The sequence below is a fragment of the Stenotrophomonas sp. STEN022 genome (assembly GCF_056760155.1).
Genome location: NZ_JBRREG010000083.1, coordinates 1 through 23,805 on the forward strand (window position 1 = coordinate 1; position 23,805 = coordinate 23,805).

The 23,805-nt window shown below is 56.9% G+C and carries 17 protein-coding genes and 1 pseudogene; 11 read left to right on the top strand and 7 right to left on the bottom strand.

Going from position 1 to position 23,805, the window contains the following annotated elements; all coding sequences use genetic code 11:
* Positions 1–182: 182 nt before the first annotated feature.
* Positions 183–974 carry a siderophore-interacting protein gene (locus ACVOMF_RS15995; RefSeq protein WP_481510146.1) on the bottom strand — a complete coding sequence of 264 codons (792 nt, stop codon included), beginning with the start codon at positions 972–974 and terminating at the stop codon, positions 183–185.
* Positions 975–1,061: 87 nt separating this feature from the next.
* A complete protein-coding gene (locus tag ACVOMF_RS16000) occupies positions 1,062–1,559 on the bottom strand; it encodes a PadR family transcriptional regulator (RefSeq protein WP_481510147.1) in 498 nt (165 codons plus the stop codon).
* A gap of 395 nt (positions 1,560–1,954) precedes the next feature.
* Here ACVOMF_RS16000 and aceE point away from each other — a divergent pair, with 395 nt between their 5' ends.
* From aceE to ACVOMF_RS16025, 5 genes and pseudogenes are all read left to right on the top strand, one after another.
* Positions 1,955–4,642: a pyruvate dehydrogenase (acetyl-transferring), homodimeric type gene (gene aceE / locus ACVOMF_RS16005; RefSeq protein WP_481510148.1), complete on the top strand. Its 2,688-nt coding sequence runs from the start codon at positions 1,955–1,957 to the stop codon at positions 4,640–4,642.
* A 138-nt stretch (positions 4,643–4,780) separates the two neighbouring features.
* Entirely contained in the window at positions 4,781–5,572 is a 792-nt protein-coding gene (locus ACVOMF_RS16010) for a GTP-binding protein (protein WP_481510149.1), read from the top strand.
* On the top strand, positions 5,572–5,955 hold the full coding sequence (locus ACVOMF_RS16015) for a hypothetical protein (protein WP_481510150.1): 384 nt from the start codon (positions 5,572–5,574) through the stop codon (positions 5,953–5,955). The genes ACVOMF_RS16010 and ACVOMF_RS16015 overlap by 1 nt, the downstream gene beginning before the upstream one ends.
* Before the next feature lie 769 nt (positions 5,956–6,724).
* Positions 6,725–6,852, top strand: a pseudogene (locus tag ACVOMF_RS16020) (transposase); the annotation flags it as partial.
* A 469-nt stretch (positions 6,853–7,321) separates the two neighbouring features.
* A complete protein-coding gene (locus ACVOMF_RS16025) occupies positions 7,322–7,744 on the top strand; it encodes a very short patch repair endonuclease (protein ID WP_481510162.1) in 423 nt (140 codons plus the stop codon).
* On the opposite strand, the gene ACVOMF_RS16030 is transcribed toward ACVOMF_RS16025, so the two are convergent.
* From ACVOMF_RS16030 to ACVOMF_RS16050, 5 genes are all read right to left on the bottom strand, one after another.
* On the bottom strand, positions 7,723–9,237 hold the full coding sequence (locus tag ACVOMF_RS16030; protein ID WP_481510151.1) for a DNA cytosine methyltransferase: 1,515 nt from the start codon (positions 9,235–9,237) through the stop codon (positions 7,723–7,725). The genes ACVOMF_RS16025 and ACVOMF_RS16030 overlap by 22 nt on opposite strands.
* A 262-nt stretch (positions 9,238–9,499) precedes the next feature.
* A complete protein-coding gene (locus ACVOMF_RS16035; RefSeq protein WP_481510152.1) occupies positions 9,500–11,548 on the bottom strand; it encodes an AIPR family protein in 2,049 nt (682 codons plus the stop codon).
* Between the two features lie 21 nt (positions 11,549–11,569).
* Entirely contained in the window at positions 11,570–12,520 is a 951-nt protein-coding gene (locus ACVOMF_RS16040; RefSeq protein WP_481510153.1) for a PD-(D/E)XK motif protein, read from the bottom strand.
* On the bottom strand, positions 12,513–15,098 hold the full coding sequence (locus ACVOMF_RS16045) for a Z1 domain-containing protein (RefSeq protein ID WP_481510154.1): 2,586 nt from the start codon (positions 15,096–15,098) through the stop codon (positions 12,513–12,515). The genes ACVOMF_RS16040 and ACVOMF_RS16045 overlap by 8 nt, the downstream gene beginning before the upstream one ends.
* 148 nt (positions 15,099–15,246) lie before the next feature.
* Positions 15,247–16,782, bottom strand: coding sequence for an ATP-binding protein (locus ACVOMF_RS16050; protein ID WP_481510155.1), 1,536 nt, complete (start codon positions 16,780–16,782; stop codon positions 15,247–15,249).
* Between the two features lie 489 nt (positions 16,783–17,271).
* Between ACVOMF_RS16050 and ACVOMF_RS16055 the strand changes: the two genes are divergently transcribed.
* From ACVOMF_RS16055 to ACVOMF_RS16080, 6 genes are all read left to right on the top strand, one after another.
* Positions 17,272–18,465, top strand: coding sequence for a GGDEF domain-containing protein (locus tag ACVOMF_RS16055; protein ID WP_481510156.1), 1,194 nt, complete (start codon positions 17,272–17,274; stop codon positions 18,463–18,465).
* 255 nt (positions 18,466–18,720) lie between these two features.
* Positions 18,721–19,494 carry a hypothetical protein gene (locus tag ACVOMF_RS16060; RefSeq protein WP_481510157.1) on the top strand — a complete coding sequence of 258 codons (774 nt, stop codon included), beginning with the start codon at positions 18,721–18,723 and terminating at the stop codon, positions 19,492–19,494.
* Positions 19,495–20,050: 556 nt separating this feature from the next.
* The gene (locus tag ACVOMF_RS16065) at positions 20,051–20,605 is read left to right on the top strand and encodes a hypothetical protein (protein WP_481510158.1); all 555 of its coding nucleotides are present in this window, start codon (positions 20,051–20,053) and stop codon (positions 20,603–20,605) included.
* 71 nt (positions 20,606–20,676) lie between these two features.
* Entirely contained in the window at positions 20,677–21,621 is a 945-nt protein-coding gene (locus ACVOMF_RS16070; RefSeq protein ID WP_481510159.1) for a CPBP family intramembrane glutamic endopeptidase, read from the top strand.
* Positions 21,622–21,943: 322 nt separating this feature from the next.
* Positions 21,944–23,035 carry a DNA glycosylase AlkZ-like family protein gene (locus ACVOMF_RS16075; protein ID WP_481510160.1) on the top strand — a complete coding sequence of 364 codons (1,092 nt, stop codon included), beginning with the start codon at positions 21,944–21,946 and terminating at the stop codon, positions 23,033–23,035.
* A gap of 244 nt (positions 23,036–23,279) precedes the next feature.
* On the top strand, positions 23,280–23,675 hold the full coding sequence (locus ACVOMF_RS16080) for a hypothetical protein (RefSeq protein WP_481510161.1): 396 nt from the start codon (positions 23,280–23,282) through the stop codon (positions 23,673–23,675).
* The last annotated feature ends 130 nt before the right edge of the window (positions 23,676–23,805 follow it).

The following is a 23,805-nucleotide window of genomic DNA, read 5'->3' on the forward strand; positions in this document are numbered from 1 at the left end:
CCCCCCCCGCGCCCCCCCCCCCCCCCCCCCCGCCGCCCGCCCCCGCCCCCCCCCCGGCGGCGCCGGGCGCCCCCCCGGGCCCCCCCCCCCCCCGGCCCCCCCCCCCCACTACAGCTGCGCCCGCACCCTCATCCGCCCTCCGGGCCCCTTCTCCCGAAGGGAGAAGGGGAGGGGCAAAGCAATCACTCCACCTCGTTCGGATCCGCCTTCCAATACCCGGTCGCGCGAATCCACTCCTTCGGTACCTGCAAATGCCCTTCCACAAACTTGCGCATCATGCGCGCACGCTTGGACTCGGTGGCAATCCAGTAATGCGTATCACCATCAGGCTGCTCGAAATCCACCAGCGCATCCTCCAGCAAGGTGCTGCTGGCCGCATCAAAGCCATTGCGCTCGAACCACGACACAGTCACCTGCGCCGCGCTCTCCAGCGGCTGCCGGTCACCTTCTTCCGGGATCTCGATGAACACCTCGGCCACAGCACCTTCCGGCAGCTCCTCCAGGCGCCGCGCAATCGCCGGCAACGCCGTTTCATCACCAATCAGCACATAGCAGTCGAAGTCATCGGCCACCACATGCGAGCCACGCGGGCCGGCAACCACCAACGCGTCGCCAACCTTGGCGTTGGCTGCCCAGCTCGTAGCCGGGCCATCACCATGCAGCACGAAATCCAACACCAGCTCACCAGCATCGGCATCGTAGAAGCGCGGTGTGTAATCGCGTGCCGGTGACGGCTGCTTGCCTTCCGGATAGCGCGGGCCCTGTTCGGTGAGTTCCGGCAATACAAACGCGCCTTCGGCATTGGCGAAGAACAGCTTCACGTGGTCATCCGGTGAGCGGCTGTCAAAACCTTCCAGCGCATCGCCGCCTACAACAATGCGCTGCATGTTCGGGGTCAGGCGTTCCGTGTGCACTACCTGCAGCTGGCGGAAACGCGGGGTCATGCGGATCAATTGGGTTTCATGCTGTGACATGGGGGTACCTGGGGTCAGTGTCGGCAAGGCCGGGAGACCGTGGCTGGATCGCTCTGGCTGGGTCGTTGTGAATAACGGTGGTGCGAATCAGTTTTCCTGCGACTGCTGCTGTACCAGCGCGGTCGCCTCTGCAATCAAGCTGGCGATGCGCGCGACATCGGCGTCCTGCCAATCGCCTTTACGCAGCATCAGCGAGTGGGTGAACTGGTGCATGGCATCGCGCAGCGGCGCCGGCAGGCTTTCCCTGGCGATGACGCGCGAGTTGTGGCGGGCACGCATGCGTGCGGTTTCCACGTCCTCGGCGCGCAGCTTGAGCTGGGCCTGGCCCAGGCTGGTGATGTGGTAACGCTTGCGCCCACCCTCTTCCTCGGCGCTTACCCAGCGCTGCTTCTCGAAGTCGGCCAGCAGCGGATACACCGAGCCGGCGCTGGGCGTGTAGATGCGTACGAACATCTCGCTGATCTGCTGGATCAGCTCGTAGCCGTGGCGCGGCTGCTCGCCGATCAGGGACAGCAGCAACAGGCGCAGATCGCCACGGCCCAAGGGGCGCGGGGTGGGGGAGCGGCGGGGTTCCGGGCTGGTCATCAGGGTTTTCGATATATCGAATTTGCGCAAAACGATATATCGAAAACTCTTCCGGCGCAAATGGCAGCGCCTCCCATGGGACGGTGCAGACCAGCAAGGTGGGCATTGCTGGTGGATGGCGGGGCCGTTCGCTGGCCCGGCTGTCATCGGGCTGACCCCGGCAGATGGCAATTTCGCCCCGTGTTTAGTGCCATTAAGGATGTTGGCAGGGGTGCGGAAGCTGTCTCCGGCTGTCCTCGTGGGCGCATGAGAACTGTCGCGAACTGTCTTGCAGACACTGGCTTTTGCTGCTCCATACGCATGCGTAGCCAGCTTGGCAAGGTACCGGGTGCGCTACACTTTACGGCTCAAAATAATGACAAGCGCGCGCGTGCGTGCAGTAACTGGGAGCGCTAATGAACTGGTTGAACGAGATGCTTGATAACGACACGAATCCCCTGGAAACCCAGGAGTGGATCGAGTCGTTGAAGGCCGTTATCGATGTCGAGGGCCCCGAGCGCGCACATCAGTTGCTGGAAGGCATGGTTGAACTGACCCGTCGCTCGGGCGCGTTCCTGCCGTTCTCCCCCACCACCGAATACGTCAACACCATCGAGCCGCAGCTGGAAGCCAAGAGCCCCGGCAATGCGGAACTGGAATGGCGCATCCGCTCCATCATCCGTTGGAACGCGATGGCCACCGTCGTGCGCGCCAACCGCAAGCCGGGCGACCTGGGCGGCCACATCGCCTCGTTCGCATCGGGCGCCACGCTCTATGACGTGGGCTTCAACCACTTCTGGCGCGCGCCCAGCGACAACCATCCGGGCGACCTGCTGTTCATCCAGGGCCACAGCGCCCCGGGTATCTATGCGCGTTCCTACCTGGAAGGCCGCATCAGCGAGCAGCAGCTGGACAAGTTCCGCATGGAAGTGGACGGCGGCGGTCTGTCGTCGTACCCGCACCCGTGGCTGATGCCGGATTACTGGCAGACCCCGACCGTGTCGATGGGCCTGGGCCCGCTGGCCGCCATCTACCAGGCGCAGTTCCTGCGTTACCTGGAAAACCGCGGCCTGATCGAGAAGAGCGACCGCAAGGTGTGGTGCTTCATCGGCGACGGCGAGTCGGACGAGCCGGAAACCCTGGGCGCGATCGCCCTGGCCGGCCGCGAAGGCCTGGACAACCTGATCTTCGTCGTCAACTGCAACCTGCAGCGCCTTGATGGCCCGGTTCGCGGCAACGGCAAGATCATCCAGGAACTGGAAGGCGTGTTCCGTGGCGGCGGCTGGAACGTGATCAAGCTGCTGTGGGGCGGATACTGGGATGCCCTGCTGGCCAAGGACACCAATGGCGTCCTGAAGAAGCTGATGATGGAAACCGTCGACGGCGAATACCAGAACTGCAAGGCCTTCGGCGGCGCGTATACGCGCGAGCATTTCTTCGGCAAGTACCCGGAAACCGCAGCGATGGTTGCCGGTCTGTCCGACGACGACATCTGGCGCCTGAACCGTGGCGGCCACGACCCGCACAAGGTGTACGCCGCCTACCACCAGGCCGTGAACACCAAGGGCATGCCGACCGTGATCCTGGCCAAGACGGTCAAGGGCTACGGCATGGGCAGCGCTGGCGAAGCGCTCAACCCCACCCACCAGACCAAGAAGCTGGACGACGAGTCGGTCCGCCATTTCCGCGACCGCTTCAACATCCCGGTTACCGACGAGCAGCTCAAGGACGGCCAGGTGCCGTTCTACCACCCGGGCCCGGATTCGCCGGAAGTGAAGTACCTGCAGGAGCGTCGCGCTTCGCTGGGCGGCTACCTGCCGCAGCGTCGCCAGAAGGCCGACAAGTCCTTCATCGCACCGAAGCTGGAAACCTACGAGCGCCTGCTCAAGGAATCCGGCGAGCGTACCTATTCCACCACCATGGCCTTCGTGCAGACGCTGAACATCAGTCTGCGTGACAAGGAGCTGGGCCCGCGCCTGGTGCCGATCGTCGCCGACGAAGCGCGTACCTTCGGTATGGAAGGCCTGTTCCGCCAGATCGGCATCTACGCCCCGTACGGCCAGAAGTACAAGCCGGTCGACGCCGACCAGCTCATGTACTACCGCGAAGACCAGAGCGGCCAGGTGCTGCAGCAGGGCATCAGCGAGCCGGGTGCCATGTCCTCGTGGATGGCGGCCGGTACCAGCTACTCGGTCAGCAACGTGCCGATGCTGCCGTTCTACATCTACTACTCGATGTTCGGCTTCCAGCGCATCGGCGACATCGCCTGGCAGGCAGCGGACATGCGTACCCGCGGCTTCCTGCTCGGCGGCACCGCCGGCCGCACCACGCTGAACGGCGAAGGCCTGCAGCACGAAGATGGCTTCAGCCACATCGTTGCTGGCGGTATCCCGAACGTGCGCAGCTACGACCCGACCTTCGGTTTCGAAGTAACCGTCATCCTCCAGCACGGCACCAAGGCCATGATGGAAGACCAGATCGACGAGTACTACTACATCACCCTGATGAACGAGAACTACGCCCACCCGGCCATGCCGGAAGGCGCAGCCGAAGGCATCATCAAGGGCATGTACCTGCTCACCGACGCAGGCAAGCCGAAGAAGGGCGAGCTGCGCGTGCAGCTGCTGGGCAGCGGCACCATCCTGCGCGAAGCCATTGCAGCGGCCGAACTGCTGGACAAGGATTTCGGCGTCACTGCCGACATCTGGAGCTGCCCGAGCTTCAACGAACTGCGTCGCGATGGTTTCGACGCCGAGCGCTGGAACCGCCTGCACCCGGAAGCCGAACCGCGCAAGCCGTACGTCACCGAGCTGCTGGAAGGCCGTCAGGGCCCGGTCATCGCCGCAACCGACTACGTACGTGCCTACACCGACCAGATCCGCGCTTTCGTGCCGGCTACCTACTCGGTACTGGGCACGGATGGCTTCGGTCGTTCGGACACGCGTGCCAACCTGCGTCGTTTCTTCGAGGTTGACCGTTATTACATCGCGCATGCGGCCATTGCGGCGCTTGCGAAGGATGGGAAGATGACGGCTAAGGATGTTGCCCGGGCTATCAAGCAGTATGGGATTGACCCGGAGAAGGCTAATCCTGTTGGGGTTTGATTTCTTCAATTAATTGACGAGGGAGAGGGCGGCCATTGGTCGCCCTTTTTTTAATGCGTTGATTTGCGGAGGCACTAGCTTAGATATAGGCTTCTGTATGCCGATTTTCGGCAGCCAATTTCATAGGGGTGGTGATACATGGATGTGCAACGAGTTGATTTTTTGGCGATTCGTAATGAAGGGTGGATGCCAAGTAAGCTGTTAACAATTGTCGCAGGGGAAAATGGAAGTGGAAAAAGCTCCCTTCTTCGCGAAGTGGCTCGGCGCGCGCAGAATGGCTCGCGGCAAGTACTGGCTATCACTGGTTCCATTCATGACAAATTTAAGGGGCTGTCGCTTGGTTCTAGGCTCCTTTCTCCGCGATTAGCGGCGTCGTCTCCAGTTTCGGTGATGAAGGGGGCGATATGCCACGCGGAACTGGAGGACGAGATGTCGCTCAGGGCGATCTCAAGAATACTTAGGTACTGCGGGTATGCGCCGGAAGTGGGCGTGGAAATCAAAGGCTCGTTAAATCCAGAGCGACCTTTGCGCCGGATTGATCGTGAAACTGTTTCACAGCTGGCGGAGAAAAGGCGAAGGTCACCAGATGATCTTTACGCAGCAGCAAATCTTGCGTTAAAAATTGCCGACGACTATAGAATAAATTGGATCGACTTCGATGGATTTGATTTTGATCACTCCTTGCAGAGGAATATTACGGATGTAGTATTCTGGGAGACAGAGTTGATAAAACTCGGCGTTGTAAGTCGAGTGAATATTTTTGTCAGGAAGGGTGGGAGTATTTTTAACCTTAATCAGGCAAGCTCCGGAGAGCTCTCTTTGATTACTTCCCTCGCATTTTTGGCGGTTAGAAGTGGGGGGGGGCTCGTTATATTCTTATTGATGAGCCGGAAAATAGCCTTCACCCGCGATGGCAAAGGGACTATCTAATGTTGCTTTCGGTTGCCATTGGGTATTCGGAAGCGCATGTGGTTATTGCGACCCATTCGCCGCTTTTGGTTATTTCCGCCGATAATCTTGATTTTGATGTGGAGGTTCTTGTCTTTTCGGACATGTTTAACGAAAGTTATGATTCCGCGAGTTCAAATATTGAAGAAGTATTGGCTGAAGTTTTTCACGTGTATACGCCAAAGAGCAACTATTTAAGCAGGGCTTTAGTTGGGCTTATGGATGACGTAGAACGGGGGAGAATTCATCCAATGCAGGCTCAGCGATTGCTGAGTGAAATTGAAGATTCCGGTGTCGATGAGCGCCAAGAGCGAGCGCTAAGTGCGGTATCCGAAATTATTGCGAAGATTGGTGGTTACCAGTGACATACTTGGAGTTGATCTTTAGTGATGATGAGCTTGAGCTGATAAAAACGGCATGGGATGATGGCATTCTGGACTGGAGTGCTGATTACCTTCAGCCTGTACGATCTAAAATAAGAAATTTCTATAGATGCCTTAGTGGGGATAGGTGTTGTTACTGTCTTAAATCGTTCGTGCAGGATCATCCGCTCGCGGTTGATATCGAACATGTCCTTCCTAAGTCAAAGTATAAAAGTTTCGCAATTAGTCCTGTTAATCTAGCGATTGCGTGCAAGCGCTGCAATATGACAATAAAGAGGGACCGCGTCGACTTTATATGTGGTTCGAAATTGTTTGTTGATGGCGAGGATGTCTCCGATTCTTCTCGGTACGAGTTCATTCACCCAAATCTCGATAGGTATTTGGATCATATACGTCCAATAGCCGTAGATGTGGAGGGTTGTTGCCTACGTAGATATGTGGTTATAGACGGGTCGAGGAAAGGAGATGCAACTGTCAAGTACTTCCTGCTAAGAGATATCGAAGAGGATACGTTGGATGAGATTCAGGGGCTGGATGACTTCACAGGCGCTGAGCGCGCGTTGATGTTTAGGATTGGTGCGGGCATTGGCAAGAGAATATAGTGCGGAGAACATTGGGTGAAGTTGGAAGGTTGGCATTGGTTGAGTTTCTGTCGCCTGCTCGTAAGCTTGCTCCAAGCATTCTTAGAGTGCTCTGGGCAAATTAGCCCCGGAGGCCGTAGATGCGCTAGAGAAGATTCACCGAGAGTCAGATTCCTGCGACATTGAGCTAGGGGAGGCGGGGAGGCAGGTCAATAATGTATGCCGTGAAATGGGAATTTCCAATGCGACTTACTACGTCTGGAGGTCCAAGTGCGGCGGCATGGAAGCTTCGTATGTGTCGACGTCCCCCCTGAGATCGAGTAGCACAGCGGTGTAATGACCCACCGCTTTCTGCTCAGATCATACGGTTGATGTTGCGGCATAGGCCACGTCTGGGGTCATCATCTTCCGCCCCTAGTGCGGAAAACCAGAGGTCAGGGAAAACAGGCGGCAGAGTCGGGTTTCTTGGCTGGGGCGCTATGTCTTTGGTCTTTGCTTCCTAGCTTGGCCTTTTTTCCGCGTGATAACTTGAGGCGGAACTCCGCTTCGATTACTGCGTGAAATCGATTGTCCCCCATTTGGCTGTTGATGTCGCATGTGGTTGCTGACGAGGGCACGCGTGCTTCGCCGGCCTGTTCAATCAACTCTCGAGATTGAGCCTTCACTCTGTGGATGCTGGCATGCCGCGGTAGGCTAGGCTCTCTCCCGGGCTTGGAAGGCCTCCTTCTATGATAGACATCGTATCTGCTGCGGTTCGCTCTCGGATGATGGGAGGCATCAAAGCAACGAATACCAAGCCCGAGTTACAAGTCAGGCGTTTTCTCCATCGGCAGGGATTCCGATATCGTCTTCACGATAGAGCGCTTTCCGGGAAACCGGATATTGTGTTGAAGAAGTATCATTGCGTGATTTTTGTGCATGGATGCTTCTGGCATCGGCATCTGGGATGCCGCTTTGCGACAACACCTACGACTCGGCCTGAATTCTGGTTGGCCAAGCTCACTGCTAACAGAGCTAGAGACGTCACCACGCAGGAGAAGCTGATGAGCAGTGGCTGGCGGGTTGCCGTTGTATGGGAATGTGCGCTGCGTGCTGCCCCCCAAGCCACGCTCGATGGCTTGAAGGGTTTCATTTTGTCCAGCGAAAACTGGAAGGAGCTTCCTGGGTCTCAGCTGCCCAAGATGGAGTAGACCACGTCGGCAATCTGAACAGCCATCCACGGGGGCACGGCGTTCCCAACCTGTCGGAATTGCGCTCCGCGCGATCCTTCAAAAAAGTAGTTGTCCGGAAACGTTTGTAGCCTGGCCGCTTCCCTCACTGAAAGGCTGCGTAGCTGAGTTGGATCTGGGTGAATAAAGTAATGTCCGTCTTTCGATAGATGGCTTGTGATGGTCGAACTTGGGCCAATCCACCTCTGAACCTTGAACCGGTCGACAAACTTTCCAGTTGTCCAATTAGCATGATCTGGGTGCATGGCCTCGGGGAATTCGGTAGCGCCGCGTGGAGAGCGATCATGCGCGAGTGCGAAGGCCGAAGCGTAGCCATATCGAACAAGGTCCATCCACATGTGGTTTCGAACCTCGTGGTTTAGTAGCCATCCGAGTTTATCGTCAATAAGCCATTCTTTTAAATGAGGTGGGACATCTCCACAGCCGGTCTTCCAAGGCATGCGCTTCCCACCTGATCCATAGTCGGTCTTCCCGACTAATGCAGATTGCTTACGTAGTGTGCGTTCGACAAGAGCATCTTCCGAAACATCCGCCGCGAAATTCAGGATCTCCTTGGCTTCCTTGGACCAGCTATTGAAGTCGACGTCAGTGATGCCACTACGTAATCTCGGGAGTCCCTTGATTACCTCGGCAACGTCAACTGGATGTTGTAGTGGTTGGATCCGCCGAATCTTTGAAATGTCTATTTCTTCAAGGACACCAAGCAAAACCACTCGATGACGAGCTTGAGGTACGCCGAGTTCTTCCGCGCGCAGGATATAACGACGCCCATCTTCCTCATCGAAGGGGGGGGCTTGACCGTCCACCATCATCGGGACAATTCGGTACTTTGGTCCGTTACGTCCGCCCGGTGCGCGGAGATCGGCCAATATTTTCGGGAACATCAGTTCCCCTCCTACCTTCGACGAAAGAATGCCTTTGACATTTTCCATCACGAATACTGAAGGCTTGTGGTCCTTGAGTATCTTGAGATAGTGCTTATACAGAAAATGGCGATGATCCTCCTCGGCCTTATAACCCGCTACGCCGCGATTTCTCGCTCGTCCGACCAAAGAATAGGCTTGGCAGGGTGGGCCGCCGATGAGAATCCAAGGCGCACCTTTAGAAGCTACTTGTTTGATGCGGGCGTGGAGGATTGCGTCATTTTCGGGATCGCCAAGCTTTAGCTGGCGAGCTTCTTCGCCGGACGCCTTCCATTGGGCTTCAGTTTTGCTTGTCCAAGGAGCGGTCGCTTCCCCACCAACATAGTTGTAGTAGCTCGTCGGGGCCTTTCCTTGCTCGAACTGACGGAAGAACGCTCTCAGACGGAGCGTTCTTGCCGCGTTTGCTTCCATTTCGGCCGAAATAGCGATTTTGAACGGCTGGTGAGCTGATTTAGACGGTGTTTTATATGCGGAGAAGCCCTCCCCAAGGCCACCAGGGCCTGCGAAGACGTCGACGACGGGAATCTGCATGATTTTGTTCACAAATATAAATGGCGGCACTTTTGTGCCGCCTAGCACTTGCCAGGATGGCACGGCCAAGGGACGATTTCAATAGATCAAGCATTCCTGGACATGACTCTGGCAGTGGGCAGCTTATGCAGAAATTTCGGGCTTGCTGAACTTCTGATCGATGTAGGGCAACAGGTCAGTTGCGCACAGGCTGGAGCAGGACCCTTGTTGGTCCAACCGGCATGTTTCCCTTAGTCTCATCAGCCTTTCGCCCTCATGCCATCTAGACGAAGCCCTGCGCTGCCGCGCGATCCCAAGCTTCCTTCAGCTTCGCCAAGCGAAGACCGCGCGGTCGGAACTGCGAAGTAATGGCTGCCCAGCTCACGATATCCGTTTCGCCGACGGTCAGTATCTGTGATTGCTTGTTCCAGGCGTCCAGCCGTTTCCATGCGCCCGAGTTCCAAAGAGAATTAGCTTTGGTGCCCCAGTCTTCGTGTCGTCGCGCGCTCCGAGTTTCCGGGACCAAGGTTTCAACGAATGAGATGGATAAATGGATATCGCTTTCTTCAACACGCTTCCAACACGCTTCACGCTTAACCCATTCAGTTATGAGCCTGTTGCGAACTTGTTGCTCCGGTATCTCTTGAAGTAATGGCAATAGCTGCTTGGCGACGCGCATTGCTTCTCTGAGGAACTGATCCGGAGACCTCTGGATCTTCCAGATAGCATCGTAATCCGGCTGGAGCTGCTTGTTGCGCATCCGACTACTCATTAAAGCAAGCGTATAGGTAGTGAGAGGTCTGAGAATGGAGCCAGGATACCAATCTTGCGCAGGGATGGCTGTATCAACCGCACGCGTGAGAATCGCACGACCGACCAAGCGCTGGTAATAGGTCTGGTCAAAAGTGCTTGGGTCATCGGCCCAATACTGCGTTACAATTTTGCCGAATGCTGCGATATTTTTTTGCGCACCCGAGCTGACCATATGAGGGGTTCCCTCAAAAGTCGTGTCGTAGCGCGCGACGTCGGTTTTTGTCAGTACTTGTTTCTTGGGGTTCAGTAACTGCCATGTCTTTGCGGCAAGCCCACTCAATCGCTTTAATTCAACTTTGTAGCTGCCGGTGGTGCGCTCGAAATACCAATAACTGGGTGTCTCGCCAGCTCTGCTCGGTGGGGCCAGAGTTTGTCGGGAAACGCCCTCCAAGCGCTTGAAGTAGGGGTGGCCTGCGAAAAGGTCAGAAGCAGAAACGGCATTTTGTGCATTTGCATAGCGTGCGATGTTGTGGACGGCGTCCTCAAAGCCATCTTCCGGTAGGCGGGAGAGTTTCATCTGCACTCTGACTTCAGACAAATCTATCCCCGCCTTTCTTGCCCAATAAAGCGAAGCGGTCGTTTGACCGCCATTAACGATCTGCAGGCCCCTCACTTTGATGATTTCCGTGTGACCCATCTCGTGGAAGTTTGTAATCAGACTTGCGACCGTGACAGTCAGGCCGTTATTGAATGCAAAGAACATTTCGGGCTGCGAGCGTAGCGTCTCACGAATGCCCTTGTTGACTTTGCGGCTGTCGCCTAGAAACGCGCGGACATTCTGCTCAAGAATGCGTCCTCCGAAGCGATCATAGAGGCTGGCGAGAGTGCTGCCCGGCATCACGCACATGTAGGAGTCATAGCTCGCAGCTCCCTCCGGTCCGGCGGGTAACGCTGGTATTCCCTCGCCGTATTCAGCCAAGAAATCAATAACGATGTCTTCACGGCCTTTGGCAGAGGCTTCGACTCTCGCCAGTCGCGCGATGTCCCAGAGATGAAGCTCGACCTCCTTTGCTCCCAGCGACAACTCCGGCATCTTGCCTAGACTTGGAGCTACGGGTCGGTCGGAAATTAGATAGATGCACACTTTGCTCATTTCGCCGTTGGTGGCGAAGGAGAATATCTCCCTGCATACAGCATGCGCGTTGTGGCTTTCATCCCATGAGTCTGCCAGCGATGCGTGGACGCTTCCTTCTAGAAACCGGTAGGTAGCTGAAACGGTGCGTTTGACTTCTTCAGTTCGGAGCGGCTCGGGATTGGCTTCTCCTGAGTAGATCGAGACGATCAAGTTGAGGATACCGTCGGCTTCTGAGAAGCTGTAGGCATCTAGCTGCACGGGGTAACCGCGGTTTGAGTCGCCGGATACCCTGCAAACATTGAATTCCGTGAACTCTTCTGCCTGTTCAAGAATCGAGCAGACTCGATCCACAAAAAGTGTACTGGTGTAACCTGCACCCGCAGCGGCACCTGAGCCAATCTCTCCAATTAGGGTCTCTCGATATAGAGTAACTTCCTCGTCCATTACTTATCCTTGTTCGAAATCTCAGGCCAATACCGCTTCAGTGGCTATCTCAAACTCGCGTAACATAGATAAATCGAGCGTGTAATTGACAAATGGTATTCTTGGGTCCACGTAAGCGCGTACGAGTCGAGGGAATTCTTCTTTGACATTGAAAGCCTTGATGCCGCATATCGCATAGGTATCAGTGTCATAGTCTTCGTGCCTAATGTAGCCGCGTTTCAGAAGCGCTGCCTGAAAGGAATCCTCCTGCGTTATGCCGTGCTCCCGTGCAATCAGCTCAACTTGGCTACAAATCCCATTTAAAGAAAGAGCGTCGGCACTGTTAGAGTGGGCCAACTCGATGGCTATTAGTGATAACGGCAGGTGGGCGGATTCAAGCTGTTCTAGAGACGAAATCTCGACATGTTGACGAGTCCCTGCTAACCGCGTCTTTACCTCGACAAGTTGAGTGTCAAGTGCAAAATCCTGAGGATGGTCGTCTGGTGCCACCCAGGAGGCGATGGCTGCGTCGAAACCTTTGCGTTCAGCCAATTTTATTAGGAGGGTGAGTTCACCAAAGAGTCCACGAATTTCGTGGGGGGGCAGTACGGTTGTGCGCGCACGAGACATGAGTGCATGCCAATGGGACAAGCGTCGGAAGACCCCAGCTGTCGCTGCTGAGGCTGAGGTCGCAGCGCCGGAATAGGAAATAACATCCATGCAAAGCGTATGGAACACATCCCGATCAGCGGGTTCGCGGAGGAACATTCGCACCTCCAACCCCTCCGGTCCATGCGTAATCTCGATAGAAACACCGCGAGGCTTTGGAAGCCCCTCTGGTACACCGTTTGGGTCGATGCCGCGCAGGATTAGTCCAGGCGAGTTATCGCTCGCCCAAGCCCAATACACATCTAGAAAATGTGGCTGTTCTATACGTAGTCCTACGAGGTGGCGTGGTGATGGCTCAATACTCGCCCAAGGATCATTAGCCATTTCCTGATGTCTCCTCCTCATCGAGCTCGTCCTCGATCACGCCATACAATTCCCGATAGGCAATCAGGTTGGCGGTGTACTGGACCAAAACATCTGGTATACCGCCGCTCTGGCCGGGGAAGCTAAGCCCGTAAGCTGCATGGATATCTCCGAAGATCTCTTTATTTTCGAGTTCATTTTTAGTTTTTGTTTTCAAAAGATGAAGCATCAGAAGGGGGCGGGTTCGCTGCTCGCGGTACAGGTGATCGGGAATGTTCTTGCTCGAGCTGCCATGAATAGAATGCGCAGCGTTCAACTCATCCTCAGAAAGACCAATGCGCTCTACGCCTCGCGAGGCGACTCGGCGTTTCGTTCCAGAAACAAGCAATACGCTTCCAAACCTCGGGGTAGTTCGCTTCTCAACCAGGCGTTCTTGGAGGCCAATAGGAAGGTTGTGCACGTCCTCTACTTCTGTGGATAGATCCTTCGCCCGCGAATTGGAAATTAGCGCTACATCCCAATCGCTGAATCCCCGGCTCCGAATATAGTCACCAATTGGCGCAGGCTGCATCTCAAGTTGGCCTGGATGTGTTCGGAATGAGGAGATGAAATTGAGGACCATCTCTGTCTTTACACCGCGGAAAAGGCGGCTAGACAGCTTGCTATCAGGACTGACTAGCTCCGCTTGTATTCCATCGCCAAGCACACTATGGATCAGGTCCTTTACAGCGTCGATGTTGCGTGCTCTGGGAGTTTTTGAGTCAATGAGAACTGATGTTTCAACCAGTTTTCCCGCCAGTCCTACGCTGCGGACGATTTGCTCAGTGTTCCGCATTTTGTCGCGAGCCGTTACTAATAGTGTGCCGGGATGGCTTCGCACCGCTAGGCCGAAATGCATTGGTGTGAGATTGTGATATTCCATGGTCCGGATCTCATCGCGAAGCTCTTCTGTCGCGTTTGCGATAAAACCGTACCAATCATTCGCCTCGGGACGCAGAAATAGTCGGCATAGATCCCTATAGCCATCTCGGTACCCGAACCATCGGCCCATCTGCATTAGCGTGTCATACATCTGAGTGTTGCGGAGGAAGTAGCTAACGGTAAGCCCCTCAAGTGTAAAGCCGCGCGCAAGCGAGTTTCCGCCAACAGCTATCACGTTGAGCCCGGTTTCAGTGTGGGCTCGATAGTCAAGGTTTCCAGAAGATTTTGAAGCATTGATCTGTACAACGGACATGCTCGCTGCAGCACGATGCAAGCAGGACTGAATGGCGTCCCATCGCTCGTCGCCATCGAGGTAGTACTTTCTCCATGTGTTGTGGAGAGACCGCAGTGCAGGATCTCTGAGGGCATCCTCGGTTGGCATGGCATGGCGGTTCTGGATCGCTGCTTGCATCAATACCAGATGTTGCGATATGGCCTTCGCTACAGCACCCTGCACGCGTGTGAATCGAGAGACGTTAACCAGCATGGAGTGATGGCGATTTCCTTGTCCACGTAAGGTGCGAATCGCTTTGGAAAGAACGAAACAGTCGATGGCTTCAACAAGGCTTGAATGAAGCCCTTCCACCGGCCAATCAATTTTGTGCTTTACGGGTAACCAATCCTCGGTGTCATTGAGATCAATCGTGAGGCTCTTGGCCCTGTCTGAAAGGAAAAACTCCTCTGCTCCAACATAGTTCGAAGGCGCGTCCAACCCAACGATGAAGTCTCGCGGGAACAGATCCTTGCCGTGTTCAGAATTTTCGCCGTCAGGATCGATAAATATGTTGGCGAACGGAGTTGCGGTGTATCCAATGTATGCATTGCGCGTCGACAAGCTCAATAGCTCGCGGATAAGTCGATTTATCGTTCTGGGCGCATCAGGATTTTTAGAGGTGTCTACCGAGGCGTTGTCGGCTTCGTCGTCGATCACCAGCATCGGAAGCGTCAGTCCTCCTTGCGAAGCACTTGTTCCCCGAATCCAATCAATAAGATTGTTCAGGATGGACGTATTTTTTTTTATGACCAGAATTACAGGCTCTGCGTTGTTCTGCAGCGGATTTCCTAAGCTCTCAGCTTTGGCACGGCTGAAATCATGCGTACGGCTGGTGTACGCGGTCGCGGTGAAGCCTGGATTGATGAGGCCGACACCCACCCGGTCAACATTGGCTTGGCGACTCAGGATCTGGTCGCTATCGCGCCCAACAAAGCCTTGGTCTACGCGCTCTTGGGTTTGCGATCGTAGATTGTTGTGCACGCCTGCGATCAGAATTACCACGCGGTACCCTGCGTCTGCGGCTTTATTTATCACACCCAAGTAGTTCGCAGTCTTGCCACTTTGCACGTGCCCAACCACCAGCCCTCGACGCGACCACTTTCCTTCGGTAGTTGGGTCCCCTGCCAGATCGATAATTGTGTCAGTGACAGTAGCTACAGCGTTTACTACGTGCTCCGGCATGCCTCCAGAAATGAGATGGCTGCGATAACGTTGCCAGTAGCGAAAGTTGATTTCGTGCACTCGGCCGCGGAGCCAAGGTTTATGGCCAGGAGCCTGAATAGTGTGGGCCGGACCCAATACGACCTCGAATTCGCGTTCAAGCTGCTTGACAGCATCGATCACGTGCTCTTCGGAAGGAATGGGGTCTAGGAACGGGAGGGCTGCTAGATCGCGCACCACTCCTATGATCTGCGTTGAAGTCTGCGCGGCTCGCTGGGCCATCGCTATACGGGCGAGAGACAGAAGTTGTAAATGCGTCATTTGTTTTGCCTCAAATTTCGATGTTTCGCAAGCTGGAAAGCACAGCTCGAGCTCTTTTATGGCCTAGAAAAATAGGCGTTGCCAATATGGTCTCGGCGATCGTGGCGGGTAATGAATCTTTTCCTGGGGCCATGGCCTCAACGAACACAGCAAGGAGTTGCTTTAGTTCTTGGTCGCCAAGTTCGCCTTGGCGCACTGTTTGAGGGGAACTGGCGACATCCGAGAAAAGCGACTCTAGCGGTAGAGTTGACTCGATTGCCAAGAGAATGGTGCCAACGTCTACACGAGATCCGGCGGAGCGTTGGAGGTCTGCGATCAGGGGGTGCTCGCGGCGGATCTCGTATCGGACGGCCCCGCGTTCCTCGATCCTCTCCCATAAAGGTATTCCTGATGCAGCGGCCTGCCGAGTTCCCCGGTAGGTATAGGGGCGTCGCGCGGACTCTGTCATTTTTTCAACGAGCGGGCGCAATCGTGCTTTTGTAGCGGATGGAATTCGCATCCGTGACTTTCGCACGTCAATGCTCCATTCCGTATCAAGCGAAGTGGGAACATCTACGCGCACGCGAAGCAACTTGGTGAGTTCGGCGCGGCGCGCCATGCCCAGCCAACTTCCTGCGGAAACAAGGCGCCGCGCTCTGTACACATACAGCCCTTGCGTCTCGATCATGCTGGAGCCAAGTTCGAGCGCTCTCTGCTGGTCGGGCGTGAGACGTTGGTGGTGTGGTAGCGTGAAACCTTGGACGACGATTTGCCCGTTGCCCATTTGGAAGGTCTCGACCTCGTGCGCGTCGGAATGAGGAGTCATATGTCGTGCGAACGGATCGACGGCCTCGACTCCAGCTCCATTGATGAACATTGCCACCGGTTTTGGAGACTCATTTGGTTCCGGGGCAATGAAACGATGGAACGTCAACGCTAGATGCGGACGCGCGCTGCTAAACATTTGGTTGAGTGCTGCGTAGATTTGCTCGGGCTGTCCTCCAAGGGCATCCAAGCGATCTAGTTTCTGCCACAGCACAAGGGTTCCCGACCGGCCGATCTTGTCTACAAGAGGCAGCCTGTCAATCTCTTCATGGTCGAGGAGGCTCAGGATCCACTCATCCTTCTCCACCACAAGATCAAGGTCCCAGCATCGTCCAGCTACCTCGTCAGCCTGTCGAGAGACGACTATTAGTCGGCGGCATTGCGAAAAGGAGGCTGTTTTCAATCCAAGACCAAATCTGCCTAGGTCTCCATTGGCACGGGTCTCGCGTGGGCTGCGACTACCATGCTGCATCGCTTGAGTTAACTCTTCCGGGGACATGCCTCCCCCGTCGTCCAATATCGCGAGATAAGGTCCCATCCCGGGATGGACGTCGTTGATAATCTCGATTCTTGACGAGCCTGCGGAAATGCTGTTGTCAACTATGTCGGCAAGCGCGCTCTCAAAGGAATAGCCAATGTCACGCATTGATTCCATGAGCCTAGCCGCGCTCGGCCGAAGGACCTTTTGCTTCTTATCTCTATCCGACATGCCTGTTTGACGCCCCTTGTCCTTGGCAAACATCCAGAGCCAACCACGGCGTTGCGCGATGGTTCCCCTTCCCCTACCGACAGTACCTCATTTAGTCCTTCCATTCAGCTCTGTTATCTGAGCCAATTGATTGACGAAGCTTGGTAGGCGTTCGGTCAGGCAGGCCGCTGACCACTTCGGTAGTCTCGGTTCAGACGGGTGGCTGTCACATGTGAATGAGGGATCTAGTTATGAGAAACCAAAGTTAACGCCGGATTTAGCTCTGCTACCGTTCCGCGGAGAGCGGACGGCATGGCATGCCCCCGGTTTTGCCCCCGGCCAACGTAAGAGCCTCCGTAACCGTTTACATACCCCTTCCAGCCCCCCGCAAACCCCGTGACCCCAGCCGAATTCGGTACGATACGCGCGGGGACAACGCGGTGCCGGGGGATCAGCGGCAGCGTTGCGAGTTCTTGTTTGGCATCCGTCGTTCCACATGGGGTGGACCAGCGCGCCTTCGCCTGCCTTTTTGTCGAACACCCAATGATCGCCACCCTCCTAGTCGGCATGCTCTGCGTTTACCTGCTGAGCTTCACCGTGATGTTCCTGCTCATCAGTCGTCGCCTGCAGGACGAGAAGATGGGCATGGACGTGTTCGGCGTGGGCAACCTGATGCTCGGCGGGGCCTATGTGCTGCAGCTGATGGAAGGTGCGCCGGGCTGGAGCTGGCTGAGCATGGTCAACCACACGCTCACGCTGTGCTCGCTGCTGGCGTATTGCGTGGGCGGGGCGCGGTTCTTTGGCCGCTCCACGCCGCTGGCGATGCCCTTGCTGTACCTGGCCGTGGGCTACAGCCTGCTGCAGATCCTGGTGAACTGGACGCTCGGCCCGGTGGCGCGCTACGTGCTGCTGGCCGGTACCTGTGCGGTGTCCTTCGTCGGCATGGTGGCGGTGCTGCTGTACGGCGTGCGCAGCTTCGCCAGGGACCTGCGCGGTGAGGTGCTGCTGTTTGCCGGTTTGATCAGCGGTATCTGCGTGCTGAACGTCATCAAGCTCAGCAAGTTGCTGTCAGGTGGTTTCGAGGCGCTGAGCATGGACGGCCAGTTCTCGATGATCTTCTACGTCTATATGTGCTCGCTGGCGACCATCCTGCCGCCATCGATCGTCTGGCTGGTGCTGCGCCGCCTGACCGACAGGTTGCGCGGCATTGCTGCCCACGATCCGCTTACCCAACTGCTCAACCGCCGTGGCCTGGGCACGGCGCTGGATGCCTGCTTCCGGCGACCGGGTACCACTGCGCGCTTACTGCTGATCGACGTCGACCATTTCAAGCGCATCAACGACAACTACGGCCATCAGACCGGCGACGCGGTGCTATGCGGCGTTGCCGAGGCCTTGCGCGCTTCGGTGCGCAAGGACGACCTGCTGTGCCGGCTGGGCGGCGAAGAGTTTGCCGCCATCTGCGTGGGCGCCAACGAAGCCTCGGCCCTGCGCGTGGCCGAGCGTGTACGCAGCAGCATCGAGCAGGCGGTGATGCTGCAGGGCCCGCGCTACGAAGGCCTGCGCTGCACCGTCACCATCGGCGTCTCCGACAGCTTCACCAGCGAAGCCGGCCTGGCGCACGCCATGCAACAAGCCGACGCCGCCCTCTACCGCGGCAAACACACCGGCCGCAACCGCGTAGAGCAAAACCGGGGTCAGAGTCGGATTAACGCGGCGCTGGATACGGTGCATTAGCCGGCTGCGCCGGGGGCGGATTGCTGGCACGCTTGGGCCATGCCGAATAATCGGCGCGGGCCAAACATCAAGGAAAGTGGCATGCGGCTCTGGTTCGTACTTGCGTTGCACAGGTCATCGTTTGCTCGGCGAGCTGACATTCGCGCCTTGTTCGCATGTCGTCGCATCCGCTCTCCGCATTCGCTTCTCGGCCGTACAGGCCCGGGGCACGCTGAAGCCTTGCGGCATCCGCGTCGCCATTGGATAGCCGGGACGGTGCTGCTTCTGCTGCTTGGCCTGATCCTGCCGACGACCGCCGCTGCGCGAGGGGAGGAGCTACCCGTCCGCGTCCTGATCAGCTACCAGCACATGGGCTGGGACATGATCGAGGAGAGCTTCGTGCTCGAGCGGCTGGCCGGCAGGCAGGACTACACCTTGCAAGGCAGCTACGAGGACCGCAATGGCGGTCGCAAGCGCGTGCAGCGTGACGTCGATGCCGCTGCGGTAGCCGCCTTGGTTGAAGCGGTTCGGGAGCCTGCCTGGGATCGGGGGCGTGGCGTTCGCGGCGTGGCCGCGCGCTACCGTCGCGGGCAGCTGATCCCGAGCGGAGACTGGGAGACCTTTCCGCCGAACGGCTGCAGCAAGGCTGCGCAGCGCCTGGTAGGTGCCCAATACGTCAAGAACATGGGGGTGCTGGCACTGGTGGACGACCTGTACGGCAACGGCATGAGCTGGACCGATGACTACCCCTTCGCGGTCATCCAGTTGATCTGGGCCGACGGGCGCCGGCAGGTGTTGTACTCGGATTCGCAGAAGGCGCTGATGCTGCCTTGGCGCTTGGGCGAACCCGGTAATGCGCATGATTCGGCTGCGGAAAACTGGTCCATTCCGATCAGTGAGCATGTGCGAGCGCTGCTGCCGGTCAATAGCTTTCTGCATGCGCGTCTTGATGGTGTGGAGGCGATGGCTCGGAAAATCGGCTATTGGGTGCAACATGCGGTTGAGATGCAGTGCAGCGCGGATCTCGAAAAACGCGAAGCCACGAAATAGGGTGTGGGCTCCGAGGCGGTGGAATCAATGTTGGATTCTGACGCTGGGTTGGGCCGAGCCATTTTCAGGCTTGAGCGGGCATTACATATATTCAAGACATCTCCCTACGCGAATCGCTTTGGTTGAGAACGGATTGCGCATTGCGTGCAAGGGCGGGATTCCCGATCATTTGCACGGGGTTCTACTGCTGCACCACGTGAAGTGATTTCCTTTCTATTGTGCTCGTCCGATGAAGGCGAAGCATCGATCGTTCTGCATTGGATGCGTGCCTCCTACGGGTACTGAAACGAGATATGCGGATTCAGGAGCAATTGTGTGCATCGCACACGAGGGGAACCTCGGTGTTCGCAGGAATGGATTGCCCCGACAGTTCGTAGCCTGGTTACTGGTTCAGTACGAGCATAGTCGCCCGCCGTGCGGCGATGCGGCATAGGAAGTTATCAAGGAGAGAATAGTGATTACTCAAAGGAAACTGCTTGCAATAGCTATTTCTGGTATCACGTGCGTTGGTCACGCCGCCGAGCGAGATCCGCCCAATCGTAACCAGGAAGATCCAATGATGGAACTTCCTGCATCAACCATGGTTGTTCCTGGTTCAATCGTGGCAAGAAACGACTATCTCATCGTTGAATCGGTTGATGGAACCGGCAAGTCCTACAGTGTCGAGTACGATCCATCGACATCAACAGTGACTGCAGTAAGCGACGGCAACATGATTCAGAAAAAGCTGACACCGGAAGAGATGCAGATCGCCAATGGCAAGGCTCAGCAGGCCGTTGGTGTTGGGGCGGGTTCGCTTGCATTGGTGCCTATCTTCATGGGCGTTGTTTGCTACATCAATGACCAGATCACAAAGCACAGCCTGATAAGATCCTGTGCGGCTCAAGGTGCTACTCCGGTGATGGAGAACACTGGTTTCTGTGGATTCAACGCTTCCTATCGGTGCGATAGATTGCCGGAACCTCCGGCACCAAGGCCTGCGCCTACGCCCGTGCCAGGTCCTTCAGGATCTTACGGTGGGATATGGGCCAGTGATGGGCGTGGCGGCTACTACCCGATTGGCGCAAGTGACTACTGGTCAGTTTGGACCTATGACGACGACTGGTTCTGACGAGCTGGGGAGTTTCGATCATCGAGCGCGGCTCGCGCGACCGCTTATGTGAACCAATAGGCCGATCAAACATGATATTGCGCTCAACACTTTTGCGTACAGGGAAGTATTGTTCGCGCGCGATCGCGTTCTTTTTGCGGGTATGGCTGGCGGCAGCCGCGGTTCTACTTGTTGCACTGGCAGTCACCTTGTCGTCTGCCGCAGCCGGCCCGTACTCCATGGATGTCACGTTTGACATCCTGCCGAAATCCTTGCAGTTCAATGAAGTCGATTGGAGCCAAACGGATGATGATCAGGGCATTCGATGTACTGATGAAACGCAAGCATTCAATGACGGAGTCGGTTGGGTTCGATGTCGCTTTGTCGCCGACGAGATCAACGATGCGAAGCAGTATCTGCATCGGCAAGGCCTGAAGACCGGGGACGTGTATCGAAACATTCGCATAAAGCCAGTCAGCGGTGGCTATGGCTTCTACGTGGCATCTGTAGTTATCGCAGCTGTGTTGATCACTCTGCTGGTGCGGTTCTTCGGCTGGCGCCTATCGTCAGAGTTGAAGCTGATAAGTAACCTTGGCTGGCGTGCGCTTGCCGTGCTGGTTGCACCCACAGCGCTCTGTATGGTCTTGACGTGGCTGATCTTCTGGGTGGTCGGGGTTGAGGCAAGTCATTCAGTTGTTCAATCCTTAAGTCCCTCCGATCGAGTCTCCTTGATGGTGGCGGCGATCTTGATTGCGCCAGTGCTTGAGGAGCTTCTGTATAGGGGATTGGTCTTTGATCTCGTGCAGCGAGCCAGTGGGGCGGTGCCTGCCTGCATCGTGGGTACCATCTTGTTTGTCATCTCGCATGGGGCAATGGAGTTGTGGGATAGCGGGACTCCGCGGTTTGTGATGCTTGGTGTCGCTTCAGTCTGCCTGTACGCAATCAGAGTGCGGTTTGGGTCGATAATCCTCTGCATTGGTGCGCACGCCTTCTTCAACGCTATCGTAGTACTTGCCTTGTTTTCTGCGACGGGCTGATCGGGATCCTATCCTCGGGATGTAGTCGAATTGCCTGTTCTCCTCAGTCGTCGATGACTAAGCGGTGGCCGCTTCAGTATGAACCTCGAGCGGCCAATACATGTCCCTGATTGTGTTGGACGCACCATTGATCAACGAGGAGTTCGATCAAGTGAGCTGGCTCGTTTCGCTTTTCGCAGAAGCACACCAAGCCTCCGTCTTTGCGGGTCGTCCTGGTGACAGGGGGGAGTTGCAGGACGAGTTGCTATGCGGATCGTAAAATTTGCTTGACCCCTGTGTTCCAGTAGTCTCCAGACGGTTCCGTTGCTGGCATCATCCACCCATGACCCTGACCCTCGACCAACTCCGCCGCTACGCCGTCGCCCGCTCACTGTTCAAGCCAGCCACCTTGATGCGGGCGATCGACAAGCTGGGCTTCGTCCAGGCCGATCCGATCCGCGCGCCCGCGCGTGCGCAGGATCTGACCTTGCGACATCGGGTTGCTGGCTATCAGGCCGGTGACCTGGAGCGACGCTATCCGCGGCTGCCATTGGAGGAGGATTTCTTCGTCAACTATGGCTTTCTGCCGCGTGCGCATCATGCGCTGATGCACCCACGCCAAGCGCGGATGGAATGGACGCCCGCACGTTGGAAGCAGGCGCAGGCGGTGCAGGCCTTTATCGCCGAGCGTGGCGCGGTGCATCCACGTGAGGTGGATGCGCATTTCGCACATGGCAAGACCACCAATTGGTTTGGTGGCTCGTCCAACGCCAGCACGCAGCTGCTCGATGGTATGCACTATCGCGGGCTGTTGCGGGTGGCGCGACGCGATGGTGGTACACGTGTCTATGCGGCGCGCGATGCGGCACCACCAGTTCACAAGAGCGATATAGATGCGCGCATGGATGCGCTGATCGACCTGATTGTCGGCAAGTACGCGCCGCTGCCGGATGCCAGCCTCGGTCAGTTGGTGGCCTATCTGGGCAATGGCGTTCCGCAATGGAAAGACGCGCGCAAGGCTGCGCTGTTGCGCGCGCGGCAACGCCTGCAGCGTGCACGGGTGGATGGCGTTGATTGGGTTTGGCCAGCTGACGAACGTGTGGAAAGCCGTCGCTGGAAGCCGGATGCACAAGTGCGGCTGCTGACGCCGTTCGACCCGGTGGTATGGGACCGTCGCCGTTTCGAGCTGTTTTGGGGCTGGGCTTATCGGTTCGAGGCTTACACACCTGCGCCCAAGCGCAAGCTGGGTTACTACGCTTTGCCGCTGCTGTGGGAGGATCGGGTGATTGGCTGGGGCAATCTGTCGGTTGCCGGCGGGGTCTTGAATGCTGGACTGCAGTACGTTGAAGGGCGAGCTCCGCGTGATGCTGCTTTTGTCCAAGAGTTGGACGCAGAGTTGGCGCGCATGCGGGTTTTCCTTGGTCTGGAGCAGTAAGTTGATGCTTCTGGCGGCTGCAGTGCCGCTGAGTTTGCATGACGGATGGCGATGAAAGAGGCTCATCTCCGCGATGTTCACCATCTGGCTGTGGCTCTTGTCAGCTGATCAGGGTGCCAGGCCGGCATTGTCAGGTTGGTGCTGATGGTCCTCCAACTCGTGCGGTACAGGCGAGTTGAACCATGGCTACAGCATCCGTCATGCTGCAGCATCGTTGTACTGCTACGTCCACAGGATCCCGCACGTGTCGCCAACTACTGCCGCAGCAGCTCGCAATAGTGCCTTGCATATGGCCGTGGCCTTCATTGCCATGGGTAGCTGGGCCACCTTCGCCAATCTGGCGCACCCGATGCCGCGGCCGTTGATTGCGGGATTAGTGCAGGGCACGTTGTCGGCGCTGATCACTTTGTTCCTGAAACGCATGATCGAGGCGCTGTCGGCCCGCTTGCCGGGTCGGTCTGGCTATTGGGTGCCGCCGTTGGTTGCTGTCATTGCTTCGTTGAGTCTGCTCAGCAGCATCCATTGGCTGGCTGGTACACCGGAGATACTGCGTACGATCGTGGTGCCGTTGTCGGTGACTGCTGTCTATGCGACTACCTACAACCTTGCGTTGCGGCGTGCGTTGGTAGCCAGAATGTAGGAGCGGCGTTGGCGGCGAAGCCATTGCTGTGTCAGCCAGCGAAGAGCCTACCCCCCCCCCCCCCACCCCCTCCCCGGCGGCAAACGCGGGGGGCGGGTGTGGGGGGGGGGGCGGGGGGGGGGGGGCGGGG

What these genes read in the sequence shown, in the direction of transcription:
- ACVOMF_RS16015 (WP_481510150.1), top strand. Translation starts at nt 5,572, where the DNA reads ATGTTGCTTTCGGTTGCCATTGGGTATTCGGAAGCGCATGTGGTTATT.
- ACVOMF_RS16000 (WP_481510147.1), bottom strand. Translation starts at nt 1,559, where the DNA reads ATGACCAGCCCGGAACCCCGCCGCTCCCCCACCCCGCGCCCCTTGGGC.
- ACVOMF_RS16055 (WP_481510156.1), top strand. Translation starts at nt 17,272, where the DNA reads ATGATCGCCACCCTCCTAGTCGGCATGCTCTGCGTTTACCTGCTGAGC.
- ACVOMF_RS16050 (WP_481510155.1), bottom strand. Translation starts at nt 16,782, where the DNA reads ATGTTTGCCAAGGACAAGGGGCGTCAAACAGGCATGTCGGATAGAGAT.
- ACVOMF_RS16040 (WP_481510153.1), bottom strand. Translation starts at nt 12,520, where the DNA reads ATGGCTAATGATCCTTGGGCGAGTATTGAGCCATCACCACGCCACCTC.
- ACVOMF_RS16035 (WP_481510152.1), bottom strand. Translation starts at nt 11,548, where the DNA reads ATGGACGAGGAAGTTACTCTATATCGAGAGACCCTAATTGGAGAGATT.
- ACVOMF_RS16025 (WP_481510162.1), top strand. Translation starts at nt 7,322, where the DNA reads ATGGGAGGCATCAAAGCAACGAATACCAAGCCCGAGTTACAAGTCAGG.
- ACVOMF_RS16010 (WP_481510149.1), top strand. Translation starts at nt 4,781, where the DNA reads ATGGATGTGCAACGAGTTGATTTTTTGGCGATTCGTAATGAAGGGTGG.
- ACVOMF_RS16070 (WP_481510159.1), top strand. Translation starts at nt 20,677, where the DNA reads ATGATATTGCGCTCAACACTTTTGCGTACAGGGAAGTATTGTTCGCGC.
- ACVOMF_RS16030 (WP_481510151.1), bottom strand. Translation starts at nt 9,237, where the DNA reads ATGCAGATTCCCGTCGTCGACGTCTTCGCAGGCCCTGGTGGCCTTGGG.
- ACVOMF_RS16075 (WP_481510160.1), top strand. Translation starts at nt 21,944, where the DNA reads ATGACCCTGACCCTCGACCAACTCCGCCGCTACGCCGTCGCCCGCTCA.
- ACVOMF_RS15995 (WP_481510146.1), bottom strand. Translation starts at nt 974, where the DNA reads ATGTCACAGCATGAAACCCAATTGATCCGCATGACCCCGCGTTTCCGC.
- aceE (WP_481510148.1), top strand. Translation starts at nt 1,955, where the DNA reads ATGAACTGGTTGAACGAGATGCTTGATAACGACACGAATCCCCTGGAA.
- ACVOMF_RS16065 (WP_481510158.1), top strand. Translation starts at nt 20,051, where the DNA reads ATGATGGAACTTCCTGCATCAACCATGGTTGTTCCTGGTTCAATCGTG.